The organism is Roseburia sp. 1XD42-69 (assembly GCF_003612565.1).
In the GTDB taxonomy this organism is placed as follows: Bacteria; Bacillota; Clostridia; order Lachnospirales; family Lachnospiraceae; genus Roseburia_B.
Map to the genome: position 1 here is coordinate 1 of NZ_RAZG01000068.1, position 15538 is coordinate 15538.

At 42.4% G+C, this 15538-nt stretch carries 19 protein-coding genes and 1 pseudogene; 16 read left to right on the forward strand and 4 right to left on the reverse strand.

What is annotated here, in order from left to right; translation table 11 throughout:
- Positions 1 to 73 precede the first annotated feature (73 nt).
- The 4 genes and pseudogenes from D7Y06_RS20345 to D7Y06_RS20360 all read left to right on the forward strand — a co-directional run.
- A pseudogene (locus tag D7Y06_RS20345) lies at positions 74 to 631 on the forward strand (ATP-binding cassette domain-containing protein); the annotation flags it as partial.
- Complete coding sequence (locus D7Y06_RS20350) at positions 624 to 1355, forward strand: ABC transporter permease (protein ID WP_120409487.1); 732 nt, start codon at positions 624 to 626, stop codon at positions 1353 to 1355. The pseudogene D7Y06_RS20345 and the gene D7Y06_RS20350, both read left to right, overlap by 8 nt.
- A gap of 139 nt (positions 1356 to 1494) precedes the next feature.
- Positions 1495 to 2160, forward strand: a complete 666-nt coding sequence (locus tag D7Y06_RS20355) for an ABC transporter ATP-binding protein (RefSeq protein ID WP_120409488.1) — start codon at positions 1495 to 1497, stop codon at positions 2158 to 2160.
- 194 nt (positions 2161 to 2354) lie between these two features.
- Positions 2355 to 4814 (forward strand): ABC transporter permease, encoded by a 2460-nt coding sequence (locus tag D7Y06_RS20360; RefSeq protein ID WP_243119422.1) that lies wholly within the window; start codon positions 2355 to 2357, stop codon positions 4812 to 4814.
- A 48-nt stretch (positions 4815 to 4862) separates the two neighbouring features.
- On the opposite strand, the gene D7Y06_RS20365 is transcribed toward D7Y06_RS20360, so the two are convergent.
- On the reverse strand, positions 4863 to 5144 hold the full coding sequence (locus D7Y06_RS20365) for a hypothetical protein (RefSeq protein ID WP_158591438.1): 282 nt from the start codon (positions 5142 to 5144) through the stop codon (positions 4863 to 4865).
- Positions 5145 to 5246: 102 nt separating this feature from the next.
- Here D7Y06_RS20365 and D7Y06_RS20370 point away from each other — a divergent pair, with 102 nt between their 5' ends.
- The 10 genes from D7Y06_RS20370 to rsfS all read left to right on the forward strand — a co-directional run bounded on the left by D7Y06_RS20370 (position 5247) and on the right by rsfS (position 11462).
- Positions 5247 to 5957 carry a TIGR03936 family radical SAM-associated protein gene (locus D7Y06_RS20370; protein ID WP_199714814.1) on the forward strand — a complete coding sequence of 237 codons (711 nt, stop codon included), beginning with the start codon at positions 5247 to 5249 and terminating at the stop codon, positions 5955 to 5957.
- Positions 5950 to 7134 carry a ribonuclease E/G gene (locus D7Y06_RS20375; RefSeq protein ID WP_120409492.1) on the forward strand — a complete coding sequence of 395 codons (1185 nt, stop codon included), beginning with the start codon at positions 5950 to 5952 and terminating at the stop codon, positions 7132 to 7134. The genes D7Y06_RS20370 and D7Y06_RS20375 overlap by 8 nt, the downstream gene beginning before the upstream one ends.
- A gap of 143 nt (positions 7135 to 7277) precedes the next feature.
- Positions 7278 to 7583, forward strand: a complete 306-nt coding sequence (rplU, locus tag D7Y06_RS20380; RefSeq protein ID WP_120409493.1) for a 50S ribosomal protein L21 — start codon at positions 7278 to 7280, stop codon at positions 7581 to 7583.
- 17 nt (positions 7584 to 7600) lie between these two features.
- Positions 7601 to 7927: a ribosomal-processing cysteine protease Prp gene (locus D7Y06_RS20385; protein ID WP_120409494.1), complete on the forward strand. Its 327-nt coding sequence runs from the start codon at positions 7601 to 7603 to the stop codon at positions 7925 to 7927.
- 4 nt (positions 7928 to 7931) lie between these two features.
- A complete protein-coding gene (rpmA, locus tag D7Y06_RS20390) occupies positions 7932 to 8222 on the forward strand; it encodes a 50S ribosomal protein L27 (protein ID WP_120409495.1) in 291 nt (96 codons plus the stop codon).
- A 67-nt stretch (positions 8223 to 8289) separates the two neighbouring features.
- Complete coding sequence (gene obgE / locus D7Y06_RS20395) at positions 8290 to 9573, forward strand: GTPase ObgE (RefSeq protein WP_120409496.1); 1284 nt, start codon at positions 8290 to 8292, stop codon at positions 9571 to 9573.
- A gap of 12 nt (positions 9574 to 9585) precedes the next feature.
- A complete protein-coding gene (gene yhbY / locus D7Y06_RS20400) occupies positions 9586 to 9882 on the forward strand; it encodes a ribosome assembly RNA-binding protein YhbY (RefSeq protein WP_120409497.1) in 297 nt (98 codons plus the stop codon).
- A gap of 17 nt (positions 9883 to 9899) precedes the next feature.
- The gene (gene nadD / locus D7Y06_RS20405; RefSeq protein ID WP_120409498.1) at positions 9900 to 10526 is read left to right on the forward strand and encodes a nicotinate-nucleotide adenylyltransferase; all 627 of its coding nucleotides are present in this window, start codon (positions 9900 to 9902) and stop codon (positions 10524 to 10526) included.
- The gene (gene yqeK / locus D7Y06_RS20410; RefSeq protein WP_120409499.1) at positions 10523 to 11101 is read left to right on the forward strand and encodes a bis(5'-nucleosyl)-tetraphosphatase (symmetrical) YqeK; all 579 of its coding nucleotides are present in this window, start codon (positions 10523 to 10525) and stop codon (positions 11099 to 11101) included. Before nadD ends, yqeK begins: the two co-directional genes overlap by 4 nt.
- A gap of 13 nt (positions 11102 to 11114) precedes the next feature.
- A complete protein-coding gene (gene rsfS / locus D7Y06_RS20415) occupies positions 11115 to 11462 on the forward strand; it encodes a ribosome silencing factor (RefSeq protein WP_120409500.1) in 348 nt (115 codons plus the stop codon).
- 93 nt (positions 11463 to 11555) lie between these two features.
- Here rsfS and lexA read toward each other — a convergent pair whose 3' ends face one another.
- A complete protein-coding gene (gene lexA, locus D7Y06_RS20420; protein WP_120409501.1) occupies positions 11556 to 12170 on the reverse strand; it encodes a transcriptional repressor LexA in 615 nt (204 codons plus the stop codon).
- A 184-nt stretch (positions 12171 to 12354) separates the two neighbouring features.
- Between lexA and D7Y06_RS20425 the strand changes: the two genes are divergently transcribed.
- Positions 12355 to 12678 (forward strand): LysM peptidoglycan-binding domain-containing protein, encoded by a 324-nt coding sequence (locus D7Y06_RS20425; protein ID WP_120409502.1) that lies wholly within the window; start codon positions 12355 to 12357, stop codon positions 12676 to 12678.
- A gap of 153 nt (positions 12679 to 12831) precedes the next feature.
- Positions 12832 to 13560 carry a lysophospholipid acyltransferase family protein gene (locus D7Y06_RS20430; RefSeq protein WP_120409503.1) on the forward strand — a complete coding sequence of 243 codons (729 nt, stop codon included), beginning with the start codon at positions 12832 to 12834 and terminating at the stop codon, positions 13558 to 13560.
- Here the strand turns inward: D7Y06_RS20430 and D7Y06_RS20435 are convergent.
- A complete protein-coding gene (locus tag D7Y06_RS20435) occupies positions 13546 to 14598 on the reverse strand; it encodes a tyrosine-type recombinase/integrase (protein WP_120409504.1) in 1053 nt (350 codons plus the stop codon). The genes D7Y06_RS20430 and D7Y06_RS20435 overlap by 15 nt on opposite strands.
- 3 nt (positions 14599 to 14601) lie before the next feature.
- Positions 14602 to 15342, reverse strand: coding sequence for a tRNA lysidine(34) synthetase (locus tag D7Y06_RS20440; protein WP_120409505.1), 741 nt, complete (start codon positions 15340 to 15342; stop codon positions 14602 to 14604).
- Between the last annotated feature and the right edge of the window lie 196 nt (positions 15343 to 15538).

Consider the following 15538-nt stretch of genomic DNA (forward strand, 5'->3'; position numbering starts at 1 on the left):
TGAGCTACAGGAAGAGTCAGAAAAACACTGGGATTTTCTGGCTTCTTAGTGGTACAAACTTTTAACTCACAAGTTACCTTATAAAGATAAAAAAATATTTTCTCAATATTCTCTTGGCATGAAACAGCGGTTGGCGATTGCCCTTGCAATCATGCACGACCCGGAACTTTTAATTCTTGACGAGCCGATTAACGGGCTTGACCCTATTGGTATTGCGGAGGTTCGCGTATTGTTGCGGAAACTATGTGAAAAAGAGGGAAAAACCATTCTCATTTCCAGTCATATTCTTTCTGAAATCTCTTTACTGGCTGATGATATTGGAATTATCGACCACGGAGTATTGATGGGAGAAGATAATCTTATGGAATTAGAACAGAGAAACGGTAAATATATCCATTTCATTCTTTCTGATACAGAACAAGCGGCAAGAATTTTAGAGTGTAATTTCCATGAAAAACGCTTTTCTATACAGGACGACCACAATTTACGACTGTATAATCTTAATTTATCGGTTGGAAAAATAGTAACAGCCTTTGTGGAAAATGGCTTAGAAGTATCGGAAGCACATACTTGCGAGGAGATTTTGGAAGATTATTTCAAACGTATAACAGGGGGTGAGGGAATTGCTTAATATTCTTAAATCAGAGTTTCTAAAACTGAAAAAAGATACCATGTTTTATACAGGAACAATCATTTCTGTATTCGTACCGATTTTAATAATCATTAAAGATAAATTCCTGTCAATGCCGCCAGATGAAATTACGGCTTGGATATCAAATTGCTGTTTGATTGACTTTTTAATTTTATCTGCACTTAGCGGATTTATAATTACTAACTTAGTTCAGAAAGAATATCAATCCGGGGCATTAACCAACATACTTACATCTGCTGTTTCAAGAACGTCCTTTGTATTTGTAAAATTAGCGGCTTGGTTTTTATGGTATGTTGCAATACTGATATATATAGAAATTGTTACAATATTGGGGAGCAATATTCTATATCCAACGCAATTTAATGTCGAATTTGCAAAACTGATTGTTGCTATGTTTACTAAATTCGGATTGTTGAACTTTGTGACATTAACCCCCTTATTATGGATAACACTATTACAAAGAAAACTTTTTTATCCCTCTATTCTCGTAACGCTTGGATTTACTGGAATTTTACTTGGAGGGTTTAACATTTCTATGGAAATGATGATACCCGCCAGCATTATACCTTGGACAGCAGTTTCTTTGGTATCAGTCTATCAAGTGGAAAACCCTTATTTTATAATTGGGATAATCTCCATTATATTAACTGGAATTTTTGGAGTGTTTTTAGCGTTACGAGCAATTCACGAACAAGACCAATAAATATTTTTATTCGCACAAATGAAAGACTTTGAAATGTCACAAAATTGTGACATTTCAAAGCGAAAAAACTTCTGTCCGTGACATTTCTGTGAGAATTGGCTGTTAGAATGGCTGCATCACAGAAAGGATGGTGCAACCCATGAGCATTTTGCAAGCAACTGACCTCAAAAAATACTACGGAACGGAGCCGAACATCACAAAGGCGCTGGACGGCGTGACCCTCGCTATCGAGCAGGGAGAATTTGTCGCCATTGTCGGAACCTCCGGCAGCGGCAAGTCTACCCTGCTGAATATGATGGGCGGTCTGGATATTCCGACCTCCGGCAGTATCAAAGTGAAAGGCAAGGAGTTGGCCGAGTTGAACGACGAACAGCTTACCATTTTCCGCAGGCGCAACATCGGCTTTATTTTCCAGAACTACAACCTTGTCCCTGTTCTAAACGTCTATGAAAATATTGTCCTGCCCGTGGAACTGGACGGAGATACGGTAGACAAGAAATTCATGGATGAAGTAGTGCGTCTGCTGGCCTTGGGGGACAAACTGAACAGTATGCCGGGCAACCTGTCCGGGGGACAGCAGCAACGTGTCGCCATTGCCCGTGCGCTCATTACAAAACCGGCCATCGTACTGGCTGACGAACCGACCGGCAATCTGGACAGCCGGACGAGCAGCGATGTGTTAGGGCTTTTGAAAGTAACCAGCAACCATTTCCGTCAAACGCTGGTGATGATTACCCACAACAACGAGATCGCCCAGCTTGCCGACCGCATTGTTCGTATTGAGGACGGTAAAATCGTACAGTAAAGGAGGGCAGGGACATGAACGATATTCTCTTTGGAAATAACAATACAAAAATAATCAGAAGCCTTTCAAAAAAGTATTTCAAGAAAAACAGGGTGCGGAATGTTACTGCAATCCTGGCTATCACGATGACAGCGTTTCTATTCACCTCTATTATCTCTCTCGCATTTAATATGACTTCGTCCTTGCAGCTTTCCATGTTTATGCAAAAGGGAAGCAAGGCGGATGGTACGCTGGGCTATATGACAGAAGAACAGTATCGGCAGCTCGTCGAGAGTGATTTCATTCAGGAAGCAGGACACAGACGTTTCCTTGCGTATGCCAGCAATCCTATTGGCCATACTGTTGAAATCAACTATGCTGACAGCATACAGCAGGAATTAACATTCTGTGCGCCAACGCACGGAGCCGTACCCCAGCAGGCGAATGAGATTACCACTACTGACCGTGCGCTCAAGGCGTTAGGCGTTGAAGCTAAGATTGGCGCTTCGGTTCCCATAGAATTTGAAGTGCGGGGCCGGACTTATCACTATAATATGGTGCTTTCCGGTTGGTGGGAGGATAATAACGACACCGTTAGCCGGATAATTGTATCAGAGCAGTTTGTAGAAGAAAACCCTGAATTGTTCAAAAACACCTATGCAGCGGACGGGGAAATGGCAGGGCTTATTTTTTCCGATGTGGTACTGAAAAACAAGGTTAATATAAAAGGCCAGTTGGAGGATTTTGCATATATGGTCGGCGGCGACCCCGAAAACATGGAGGCAGATAATTATATCCTTTGCAGCGAAAATCAAATGACACAGGGAATGACATCAAGGGAAACAATTTTATTTGCTGTGGTATTTGCGCTTTTATTTGTGGTATGTGGTTATCTGCTGATTTACAACGTCTTTGATATTTCTGTCATGCAGGATGTACGACAATATGGTTTGCTGCGGACAATCGGAACATCCTCCCGCCAAATTAAAAAATTGGTAAACCGGCAGGCGCTCTGCCTTACCCTTATAAGTTTACCTATTGGGTTAGCAACTGGTTTCCTTGCTGGATGGCTGGTGCTGCCAGTGGCAATGAGCCTTTTCAGCTCTGAACACAAGTCTGTAATGTCAGCTTTGCAGGTTTCAACCTCCCCTCTAATTTTTGTTATTGCGTCCATGTTTACAATTTTGACTGTATATATCAGCACGCGGAAACCTGCAAAAAGAGCGGCAAAGGTATCGCCGTTAGAGGCTGTTCGCTATACAGAACAAGGAAATTTCAAGCGGAAACCCATTAAACGGGCACAAGGAGCCAAACTGTCCCGCATGGCTTTGTCTAACTTTGGACGAAACAAACGGCGTTCGGTATTTATTATCATTTCCTTGCTGCTGTGCATTGTTTTTGTCAACTCGGCTGTTGTTATCACGCAGAGTATTGATGAAGAAAAATTTATCAGCCGCAACACAAAAACAGACTACACGATTTATAACTCTATTGTAGCCAATGTTTACGAGGGGTTCCGATACCATTCGGATGAACTGCCAACATCCGTTATTGATTTCATCAATCAACAGCCGGGAATAGAAAACGGGAGAAGCCTTTACCGCAATACCCTGGACGAAACAAATGTGTTGGTTGATTATGGTATTGAGAATATATCTTGCACAGGTACTTGGAAAGAAGATGATGGCCGTATCAATAAAGCCTATGGCAACTATTCTATGGCTGCTGCGCCTGAAACGGAAAATCTTTTTTATGGGAATATTTATGGGGCGTCTGAACAATTCTTCTCTGACCTGACGATCTTCGATGGCGAACAAGATGCAGAAGTCCTAAAACAGAAAATGCAGTCCGGGGAATATGTTATACTTGGATGTTCCATGGACAGACTGACCGGAGAGCCAAAAGAAACACCGCTTACAGAACAGCTACAAGTAGGGGACAGTATTTCTTTCTATAAAGATGGAGAACTGTTTAAGACTTTTACGATCCTTGCAAGGGCAAAGGTTGTAGGCACAGAAATAGAAACCGCTTCATCAACCTCCGCAGAAACTAAAATTGGGAAAGATGCTCCGCGCCTCTACATGGCCGACAGTATGTTTATGCAGATCTACGATAATCCGACCATATTCAGTTATGGGTTTAATGTGTCCGAGGGACAGGAAGCACAAATAGAAGCCTTTTTGAATAATTTCACAGCAAGCAACCCCACCGTTGCCTATACTTCCACCGAAGTGCTGAAACAGTACACAAATTCGGTTCAAAACACGGTTTTGCTGGTGGGTGGTATGATTGCGGCGATTATGGCTTTTGCCGGGCTGATTAACTTTACCAATATGATGATTACCAGCATTATTACCCGCCGCAACGAATTTGCTACAATGCAGAGCATTGGTATGACAAACCGGCAGCTTCGCCGTTTAATGGTCTATGAGGGTTTATATTATGCCGCAGGAGCAGATATAGTCGGCAGCATGATTGCGGCAATATTTGCGCTGACAGTCCTGGGAAATGCCTTAAACGCGCCATCCATGTGGTACTTTACCATGCACTTTACGCTGGCTCCTGCTTTGATCGTGGCCTTGGTCTATGTATTTCTGGCAACGGTCATTCCTGCCGTTGCGCTGCATTTCTTTAACAATGGATCAGTAGTCGAGCGGTTAAGAACCGCAGAATAAATATTATGGCTTGAAAAACCGGGGAATTTTTCCCCGGTTTTTCAAATGTCACCGTTTTGTGACATTTCCACTTGTTATTTTGTCGGAGTTGGTAGATCTGGTGACATTCTTGTGATATTTGTGGTTTTCCGTAATCTCAAAATAGAAAATATCTTCCAATGGGATATGCCGCAGAACATCCACCTTCTTTAAGGTAAAATATCCCTTTTCTTCCCCCAGCTCTTCTGACAGCATGTGGTTAATCACGGCAAGCAATTGTATGCCATTGTGGACTAAAATGTAAAATGCATAATTTTTCTCCCGATTTGCATTTTTTATTATGATAAGCAAAAATAAGGAAATGCTCAATAAAAAACAGCAGATGTACTTGTGCCTTCCGCCTGTTTCTGCTAAGATACCTCTATGGATTAAATACAGGGGAGGTTTTGCGGGTTGAAGATTAGAATGAAATTCCGAAAATACGGTGCGATGAAATTTATCGGGCACCTGGATATTATGCGCTACTTTCAGAAATGTATGCGCCGGGGAGGGATTGATATCGCCTATTCCGGGGGATTTAGCCCCCACCAGATTATGTCCTTTGCAGCCCCCCTTGGGGTGGGTATCACCAGTGACGGGGAGTATGTGGATATTGAGGTGAATTCTACGGAAAATTCCGCCATATCCCTTAAAAAATTAAATGAAGTTATGGTAGAAGGCATTGAAGTGACCTCCTACCGGAAGTTAAAGGATACGGATAAAAAGGCCATGTCCCTTGTGGCGGCGGCGGATTATAAGGTTTACCTTAAGAATGGATATGAAGTGCCTCAGGTAAATTATGAGGAGGCTTACCGGAAGTTTTATGTGGAACCTTCAGAGATACTTATTACAAAGCAGACGAAAAAAAGCGAAAAGGTGATGGACTTAAAGAAGCTTTTGTATGACTTTAAGATTTATCATGAAGAGGGTAAACCTGTATTTTACCTTAAGGTCTGTACGGGAAGTACGGATAATGTAAAGCCGGAACTTGTACTGGAAGCCTTTTATCAGTCTGTGGCCCTTGTGCTTGACCCGCTGTCCATTCAGATTCACAGGCTGGATGTGTATGGATGGGAAGGGGAGAGGCTGGTGTCACTTGGAGAGATGGGGGAAGTAATTGAGTAAACGGGTCGTTATCACAAAAGAAATTTTAAAGGACAGAAAATATCTGGTGACAGCTTTGTTTTCTGACAATAGACTGACAGAAGTATCCTGTGAGAATACGAAAAAAGAATCTATACTGGGAAATATTTACGTGGGAAAAATTTCCCGTATTGTAGAAAAAATAAATGCGGCTTTTGTAGAAATTGCCCCGGGACAGAGGACATATCTTTCACTTGCAGATGCAAAAGCCCCTTTTTTTGTGCGTCAGAGCAGGGAAGGGAAACTCACCGAGGGGGACGAGCTGGCGGTTCAGGTGATAAAAGAGGCGGTGAAAACAAAAGCCCCTACGGTTTCAGCCAAGCTGACCTGGCAGGGGGAGTTTGTGGTGCTTACCACGGAAAATACAAGGCTTGGGATTTCCAAAAAGCTTCCGGAAGAAATAAAAAGCCGCTTCCGAGACTTGTTTTATGATAGAACAGGAGAGGATTTTGGACTGATTGTAAGGACAAATGCAGGAAAACATGCAGATGCCGTACTATTGGAAGAATATAATTCAATTTCAAAACAATTCAGTCATTTTAAGGAGACTTACAAATACAGAAATTGTTACAGTATCCTCTTAAAATCCCCTGGAAATTACATGAACTTCTTAAAGGGAATGGATTTGGATGAGGTGGAACAGATTGTGACGGATGAGGAGGATATTTATCAGGAGATTTTAGGATTTTTCCAGGGAAAAGAACCTTTGGCTTCTAAGGTGAAATTATATCAGGATTCCATGCTGTCCCTTTCTAACCTTTATGGTTTAAGGCATAAAATAGAAGATGCCTTAAAGGAACGTGTCTGGTTAAACTCCGGGGCGTATCTGGTTATCCAGCCCACGGAAGCCCTTACGGTAATTGACGTAAACAGCGGGAAGGCCATAAAGGGCAATGCAAAGGATTACTTTAAGAGGGTAAACTTAGAGGCAGCAGAGGAAATTGCAAGGCAGCTCCGCCTTAGAAACATTTCAGGCATCTGTATTGTAGACTTCATCAATATGGGTTCAAAGGAGGATGAAGCCCTTTTGGCACAGACATTAAAGGAACATTTAAAAGCCGATCCTGTCCCTGCCGCTTTCCTGGACTTTACAAAGCTGGGGTTAGCGGAGATTACCAGGAAAAAGTTAAAGAAACCTTTGTGGGAGCAGGTGGAATAGTATCGTATGCGGTAGGAATAGGAAAAATTCCTTGACAAATACAATTTCTTCCTGTATTATATATGAGTATGCCGCACAGTGAGGTTTTAAATCTGAACCTTTCAGTACCGAAGCTGGCGAGTAATGATAATAGGAGGTGCCATATGTACGCAGTTATAGCAACAGGTGGTAAACAGTACAAAGTATCCGAAGGCGATATCATTACCATTGAGAAATTGGGAGTGGAAGCTGGACAGAAAGTTACTTTTGATCAGGTGATTGCCGTGTCTGACAACGGGTTAAAAGTGGGAGCAGACGTAGCAAACGCAACTGTTGAGGCTTCTGTGGTAAAAGAGGGCAGAGGCAAAAAAGTAATCGTTTACAAGTATAAGAGAAAAACCGGCTATCACAAAAAGCAGGGCCACAGGCAGGCTTTTACCCAGGTAAAAATCGAAAAGATTAACGGGTAATTTCAGGGAAAATTGTTATGACTATTGTAACGGTTTTTCAGGACAAGAATCATTCTTATGTAGGTTTTTCCTGCAAAGGACATGCAGGTTATGCCAAAGCGGGGGAAGATATCGTATGTTCAGCCATTTCTGTGCTGACGATTAATACGATAAATTCTATTTCTTCTTTTACCGATGCAAAATTTTCCGTGGATTCCAAGGAGGAGACGGGAGATCTGAAGATGCTTTTGGAGATGCCGGTGGATGAAGACGCAGAGCTTTTGATGCGCTCATTGGTTTTGGGCTTACAGGGAATACAAGAGAACTATCAGGATTATATGACTCTTAACTTCAAGGAGGTGTAAGATTATGTTAAAAATGAACCTTCAGTTTTTTGCTCATAAAAAAGGGGTTGGTTCTACAAAGAACGGCCGTGATTCCGAATCTAAGAGATTAGGGGCAAAGAGGGCAGACGGACAGTTCGTAAAAGCTGGCAATATTTTGTACCGACAGCGTGGAACAAAGATTCATCCAGGTACAAATGTAGGTATCGGCGGTGATGACACTTTATTTGCGAAAGTCGATGGTGTATTAAGGTTTGAGAGAAAAGGAAGAGATAAGAAACAGGCTTCCGTTTATCCAGTAGCCAGCAACGAATAAAAGCATAAGAATAGACCCGGCAAAAGCCAGGTCTATTTTTCTATCATTGTATATCAGGAGAAAAAATATGTTTGCTGACAGAGCAAAAATTGTAATAAAATCAGGAAAGGGCGGAAATGGGCATGTGAGTTTCCGCAGGGAAAAATATGTGCCGAACGGCGGCCCCGACGGGGGAGACGGCGGCAATGGAGGAGATATTATCTTCCAGGTGGACGATGGCATGAATACCTTAAGCGACTACCGCTACAAACACAAATTTTCCGCCGGAAACGGTGAGGAGGGCGGAAAAAGAAACTGCCACGGGAAAAACGGTGAGGACTTAATCTTAAAGGTTCCGGAGGGGACCGTGATTAAAGAAGCCGTTTCGGGAAAAGTGATTGCGGATATGTCAGGGGAAAACAGAAGGCAGATAATCTTAAGAGGCGGCAGAGGCGGACTTGGGAACCAGCATTTTGCCACCCCTACCATGCAGGCCCCCAAATATGCAAAACCGGGGCAGGATTCCATTGAACTGGAGGTACTATTAGAGCTTAAAGTCATTGCAGACGTAGGCCTTGTGGGCTTCCCAAATGTGGGAAAATCCACACTTTTATCCCGGGTTACGAAAGCACAGCCTAAAATTGCAAACTATCACTTTACCACATTGCAGCCCAATCTAGGGGTGGTGGATATGGAGGGGGGGAAAGGGTTTGTCATTGCAGATATCCCCGGCTTAATTGAAGGCGCATCGGAGGGAGTGGGTTTGGGCCACGAATTTTTGCGCCATATTGAGCGAACAAAAGTCATGATTCACATGGTGGATGCCGCTTCTGTGGAGGGGCGGGACCCTTTTGAGGATATACAGGCAATTAACAGGGAACTAAAAGCCTACAACCCTGAGCTTTTAAAAAAGCCCCAAGTGATTGCGGCAAATAAAATTGACGCTATCTATGGGAATGAAAATGATACTATTTCCCGGTTAAAGGAAGAATTTGAACCGGAGGGGATAAAAGTGTTTCCCATTTCTGCGGTAAGCGGCAAAGGCTTAAAGGAATTGATATACCATGTGAGCCATCTTCTGGAAGAGATGGATGACGTCCCCATTGTGTACGAGCCGGAATTTGACCTTTCTATGTATGCCTTAAAAGACGAGCCATTCACTGTGGAAAAAGATGAGGATGGCACATTTGTGGTGGAAGGGCCAAAGATTGAGAAAATGCTGGGGTACACCAATATCGATTCCGAAAAGGGTTTTCTCTTTTTCCAGAAATTTTTAAAGGATCAGGGGATTTTGGAGGAGTTAGAGAAACTTGGAATTACAGACGGTGATACCGTGCGGATGTACGGCCATGCATTCGACTATTACAAATAGGGGAGGAAAGAGATGTTAAACAGTAAGCAAAGAGCCTATCTTATGAAAATGGCAAGCAGCATATCGCCGATTTTTCAGATTGGGAAATCCTCATTGACATCGGAGATTATTGAGGCGGTGGATGCAGCTTTGGAAAAAAGGGAATTAATCAAAATTTCCGTTTTAAAAAACTGTGCAGACGACCCGAAAGAGCTGTCGGAGATGATAGCAGAGCGCACCCGTTCCCAAGTTGTCCAGGTTATCGGGAAAAAAATTGTATTGTTCCGTGTTTCAAAAAAGAAGCCTGTCATTGAACTGCCGAAAACATAAATGCAGGAGATTTTATTATGGAAATGAGACAGCAGAAAATCGGGATTATGGGGGGGACATTTGACCCCATTCACTATGGCCATCTTTTGATTGCCCAAAGTGCAGCGGATGAGTTTCAACTGGACAAGGTCTTATTTGTGCCCACCGGAAAATCACCCCATAAACAGGAAGAGCTTGTGACGGATGCGGAGAAACGCTGCCATATGGTTAAGCTGGCCATTGCCTCCAATGAAAAATTTTGCTTTTGTGATATGGAGGTGAAAAATCAGGGGGTAAATTATACCTATGCCACTTTGGAAAAATTATGGAAACTCTATGACGATTCCAGGCTTTACTTTATTATGGGAGGGGATTCCCTAAAGGATTTTAGTTCCTGGAGAGAGCCTGGGTTAATCTGTAAATATGCGGTGATTTTGGCTGCGGTGAGAGATGAGATGGCGGGGCTTGAAATGAGAGAGACAATAGAGGAATTAAGTGAACTTTATCAGGCAAAAATCCATATGCTCCACTCCCCTAATTTTTCTGTGTCCTCCCGCAGTATCCGGGAAAGGCTGAAGAAAAATCATTCTGTCCGCTACCTTGTTCCCGATGAGGTGAGGGAGTTTATATACAGGGAGAAAATCTATACAGGGGGAATCTTATGACAGAAAAACTGCAGTCTATCAAAAAGAAATTAAAAAAAGAATTGGACAAAGAGCGTTACCAACATACCTTAGGCGTAATGTATACCGCCTCCTGCCTTGCCATGGCCTACGGGACAGATACGGAACAGGCCATGTTTGCCGGACTTTTGCACGATTGTGCCAAATGTATACCAAACAGTGATAAAGTAAAGCTGTGTGAAAAAAATCATCTTTACATGTCGGATGTGGAAAAGGAAAATCCCTTTTTACTCCATGCGAAACTGGGGGCGTTTCTGGCAAAATCAAAATACGGAGTAGAAGATGCGGACATACTTCATGCCATTTCCGTACACACTACAGGGGAAGCGGATATGAACCTGTTAGATAAAATCATATTTGTGTCAGATTATATAGAACCTCACAGGGATAAGGCGCCAAATCTCACGGAAATACGGCATTTAGCCTTTCACAACATAGATATGGCTGTCCTTAAAATATTACATGACACATTAAATTATCTCAATCAAAAAAGCGGCACAGTGGACAGGAAAACCCATGAAACATATGAATATTATCAAAAGCTTTTAGCAAATTAGAGAGGATTGGTTTATGAATACAAGAGAACTTGCAAAATTGGCATGTGATGCCCTGGCGGATAAAAAGGCCGGGGATGTTAAAGTGATTGATATCCGGGAGATATCTGTGATTGCGGATTACTTTATCCTGGCGGACGGAGAAAACCAAAACCAGCTTGCGGCAATGCAGGAGGCTGTGGACGAGGCATTTTACAAAGCGGGCCTTCATGTGAAGCAGGTGGAGGGAAATGCCCATTCTACCTGGATTTTAATGGATTACGGCGATATTATCGTGCATATCTTTTCCAAGGAGGACAGATTGTTTTACGATCTGGAAAGGATTTGGAGGGACGGCATTCTAATAGAGCCGGAAGAATTGTAAAAAATACGGATTTTTATAGTTTTGTGTGAATTGACCCCTGACGGTTTTCCATAAGAAAAAGCCGCCAGGGGTTCTTTGTGCAGAAATCCCATTTTAAAAGAACCGGAATACACCGAATACTTTCCCCAAAATATCAACCTGTTCCACAATAATAGGATCCATCGTGTCATTTTCCGGCTGGAGACGGTAATGGCCCTCCTCCTTATAAAAAGTCTTCACTGTGGCGGAATCCTCCACCAAGGCTACGACCATATCCCCGTTGGAGGCGGTGGACTGCTGTTTTACAAGAATGTTATCCCCGTCAAAAATTCCGGCATTTATCATGCTTTCCCCTTTTACTTTCAACATGAAGGTTTTTTCATTTGGCATAAACTCTGCGGGAATGGGAAAATAATTCTCCACATTTTCCGTTGCAAGAATTGGCTCCCCTGCGGCAACCCTTCCCACCATTGGTACGTTTACCACTTCACGCCTTGTGAGGTTAAAAGTGTCGTCCATAATCTCAATAGCCCTGGGTTTGGTAGGGTCTCTGCGGATATATCCGTTTTTCTCCAACGTCTCCAAGTGGGAGTGGACAGAGGAGGTAGATTTTAAATGAACCGCTTCGCAAATCTCCCTCACAGCAGGGGGATATCCTTTTTTTTGGATTTCCTGCTTAATGTATTCTAAAATCTCTTTCTGTTTCTGACTGATTTTTCCGTATGACATGTAAATCTCCTTCCTGTAAAAACAGATTATAAATTATATTTATCATAACATATCCCAAAGAAAAAAGCAAACAGATATTCCGAAAATTTGTTCGGAAACCATATTGACAAACCTATGTTCGGGTAATATAATAAAAACACAAAACAAATGTTCGGAACAAATGATTGCATATGGGGGGTAAAGTATGAAAGAAAACAGTTTCAAGGAGAAAAATCTAATTTTTATCGCAGGGACGGCGGCCCTTATCACTGCCATATTGGCAGTGAGCAGTATTTTTACCATGTCAGCAAAAGCAAAAGAGCTTCCTTCTGGTTATAAATATTATACCAGCATTGTGGTGGAGAAAGGAGATACCTTGTGGGATATTGCCAACCAATATATTACTCCGGAGTATGGGGACATCAGCGAATATATCGGTGAGGTAAAATACCTGAATCACTTAAGGGGAGATAAAATTCATGCGGGAGAATATCTGACAATTCCCTATTATTCCGATGATATTTTATAAATTTTGTCCGTTTTTCATAGGTTCATTTTAAATTTCGTTAATCCATGGTTTTAACATATATTCCTTGTTTTTTCTGCTGAAACAGGATATAATATGAGTGTTTAAGGGCAATGGTTTTGTTTAACAGGCTGTTGCGTCTAAGGAGTGTAAACCATGTTGAGATTTATTTTTGTTATCATTATGAACTTATTTCGGGCCCCTTACATTATACCTAAGATGCGGAAAGAATCCATGCATCCGGAGCGGTATTCTGAGGAGGAGCGCTATAATTTATGCCGCCATGTTGTGCGGCTGATGAAATGTTCCGGCAAGATTCACACGAAAGCATTTGGAACGGAAAATCTGCCCCAGGAGAGCGGTTATATTATGTATCCCAATCATCAGGGTAAATACGACGCACTGGGGATTATCCATACCCACAGGCAGCCCTGCTCCATTGTTATGGATAAGAAAAAGAGCAATACGATTCTGGTAAAAGAGTTTATTGATCTTCTGCAGGGAAAGCGTCTGGAGAAAGATAATGTAAGGCAGGCTCTCGAGATTATTAATGAAGTGGCTGCAGATGTGGCTGAGGGAAAGCGCTATATTTTATTTCCCGAGGGAGGCTATGAATTTAACAACCAGAACAAGGTGGCATCCTTTAAAGCCGGGAGCTTTAAGTCTGCCTTTAAGGCAAAGGCGCCTATTGTTCCGGTTGCTTTAATTGACTCTTATAAAGTGTTTAACAGCTTCACCTTCAAGAAAATCACCACCCAGGTGCATTACTTAAAGCCGCTGTATTATGAGGAGTATAAACATATGAAAACGGCGGAAGTTGCCCTTTTAGTGGAAAAACAGATTCAGGAAGTCATTTCAGCAAATACTGCACTACTTGTCCCGTAAGCGTACCACTTTTGCAGCCTGTCTCCGGCGTTCATCCGCCTGGGCTGCATAGTGTTTCCGGGTGGTATTTACATCTTTGTGCCCTAACACATCCGCAACAAGATAAATATCCCCGGTTTCCTGATACAAGGTGGTGCCGTAGGTGCTTCTCAGCTTGTGGGGTGTAATATTTTTTAACGTGGTGACAAGCTGGGAGTATTTTTTAACCAGGTTTTCCACGGAGCGCACACTGATTCTTTTTTTCTGCATGGAGAGAAAAAGCGCATTGGCGCTTCCTTCTACCGGAATAACTTTTTCACGTTCGTTCATATAATCCATTAAAGCTTCCGCCACTTCATCCCCAAAGTATACAATAGCCTCATATCCCCCTTTCCGGTGAACTTTCAGGCCGTTATTTTTAAAATCAATATCCGTCAAATCCAAACCCACACATTCCGATACACGGATTCCCGTGCCTAACAGCAGGGTAAGAAGTGCCAAATCCCGTTTTTTTGTCTGGGCATGGTAGGCTTTCTGCCGCGTGGTTAAATTTTCACCGGACTCCACTTCATCTAACAGGATAGCCACCTCATCCACATCCAGGCGGACAATGGCTTTTTCGTGAAGTTTGGGCATTTTTACTAATTCCGCAGGGTTGCTTTTAATCCGCTCCGTGCGGAAAAAGAAGTTGTAGAAACTTCTCAGGCTGGCCAGTTTCCGGGAAATTCCCCGTTCATTGTTGGTGTGCTCCATGTCGTCTTTGACGTAATATTTTAACCAGTTAAGGTATTCTTCAATATCCTGAGACTTAATTTCATCTAAAAGTGTAACGGGAAATTCCGTGATATCTATCTTTTTACAGACAGGATTATTTTCATGCATATATTCAAAGAAAATCCCCAGGTCGTAGGCGTAGGCAATTCTGGTGCGGGAGGAGGTGGTGGGCTCAATGCCTATAAAAAAGTCCCGGCAGAAGTGGGGCAGGGCCTTTAAATGTTCCCTAAGCTTTAATTCATTTTCAATATTTACTTTTTCAAAATAAGCTTTATCCTTTTTCATAAGCTATTCCTCTCTTTTCAGGTTTGATTTATCCGGCCATCCTTCCATTTTTCCATTTACAATGGCGGTAAACATGCGGTTTTTCACACCGGGATTTTCCAGGTTCAGCTGGCGGAGCAGTTGTTTTACATATTCCCTTTTTGTAACTCCATCCTGGGGACAGGGATTTTTTACAGTGGGAAGGTTAAATTTATTTTGAAACCCTATAATATCCGCTTCCGGGACATACATGAGGGGACGGATTAGTGTCAAGTCCATACGGTCAAGGTAGGTGACGGGGGAAAAAGAGTGGAAACGCCCTTCATAAATCAAGGAGAGCAGCATGGTTTCCACAATGTCGTCCTTGTGATGGGCATAGGCCACTTTATTACATCCTAGAGCCTTAATTTTGTCATTTAACGCTCCTTTCCGCATTTTAGCACAAAGGGAGCAGGGGGAGGTATCCTTTTTCTCCTGAAAAACAATTTTGGCGATATCCGTAGGAACGATCTCATATGGCACATCAAGTTCCTTACATAGGGCTGTGATGGGGGTTAAGTCAAATCCCTCAAAACCCAGGTCAACGGTAATGGCAGTTATAGAAAAAGGGATGGGATAAAACCGCTGTAAATGCTTTAAGGCATAAAGTAAAGTTAAACTGTCCTTGCCCCCGGAAATGCCCACTGCGATGCTGTCATCCGTTTCTATCATCTGATAATCATCCACAGCCTTTCTGGTATAACTTAATAATTGCTGTAACTTCATGTTAAAAACTCCTGTTCTGTATGGTAAAATGTAAAATAAACTGATATCTAATTGGCAGCATAATATATAACCATACATAGTTTACCACGGGAACCACAACATTTCCACCCTATCTTGTCTTATTGTAGGGTTGTTTCACGAAAGATTCTAATGTGATGTTATATATCGTTTACCGTTGAATTTCATGTATCTCTCC

Bases quoted from the DNA above. Each gene is read 5' to 3' on its own strand.
- D7Y06_RS20425 (WP_120409502.1), top strand. From the start codon at position 12,355: ATGAAAGAAAACAGTTTCAAGGAGAAAAATCTAATTTTTATCGCAGGG.
- D7Y06_RS20360 (WP_243119422.1), top strand. From the start codon at position 2,355: ATGTTTATGCAAAAGGGAAGCAAGGCGGATGGTACGCTGGGCTATATG.
- lexA (WP_120409501.1), bottom strand. From the start codon at position 12,170: ATGTCATACGGAAAAATCAGTCAGAAACAGAAAGAGATTTTAGAATAC.
- obgE (WP_120409496.1), top strand. From the start codon at position 8,290: ATGTTTGCTGACAGAGCAAAAATTGTAATAAAATCAGGAAAGGGCGGA.
- rplU (WP_120409493.1), top strand. From the start codon at position 7,278: ATGTACGCAGTTATAGCAACAGGTGGTAAACAGTACAAAGTATCCGAA.
- nadD (WP_120409498.1), top strand. From the start codon at position 9,900: ATGGAAATGAGACAGCAGAAAATCGGGATTATGGGGGGGACATTTGAC.
- D7Y06_RS20355 (WP_120409488.1), top strand. From the start codon at position 1,495: ATGAGCATTTTGCAAGCAACTGACCTCAAAAAATACTACGGAACGGAG.
- yqeK (WP_120409499.1), top strand. From the start codon at position 10,523: ATGACAGAAAAACTGCAGTCTATCAAAAAGAAATTAAAAAAAGAATTG.
- yhbY (WP_120409497.1), top strand. From the start codon at position 9,586: ATGTTAAACAGTAAGCAAAGAGCCTATCTTATGAAAATGGCAAGCAGC.
- rpmA (WP_120409495.1), top strand. From the start codon at position 7,932: ATGTTAAAAATGAACCTTCAGTTTTTTGCTCATAAAAAAGGGGTTGGT.
- D7Y06_RS20435 (WP_120409504.1), bottom strand. From the start codon at position 14,598: ATGAAAAAGGATAAAGCTTATTTTGAAAAAGTAAATATTGAAAATGAA.
- rsfS (WP_120409500.1), top strand. From the start codon at position 11,115: ATGAATACAAGAGAACTTGCAAAATTGGCATGTGATGCCCTGGCGGAT.
- D7Y06_RS20430 (WP_120409503.1), top strand. From the start codon at position 12,832: ATGTTGAGATTTATTTTTGTTATCATTATGAACTTATTTCGGGCCCCT.
- D7Y06_RS20440 (WP_120409505.1), bottom strand. From the start codon at position 15,342: ATGAAGTTACAGCAATTATTAAGTTATACCAGAAAGGCTGTGGATGAT.
- D7Y06_RS20385 (WP_120409494.1), top strand. From the start codon at position 7,601: ATGACTATTGTAACGGTTTTTCAGGACAAGAATCATTCTTATGTAGGT.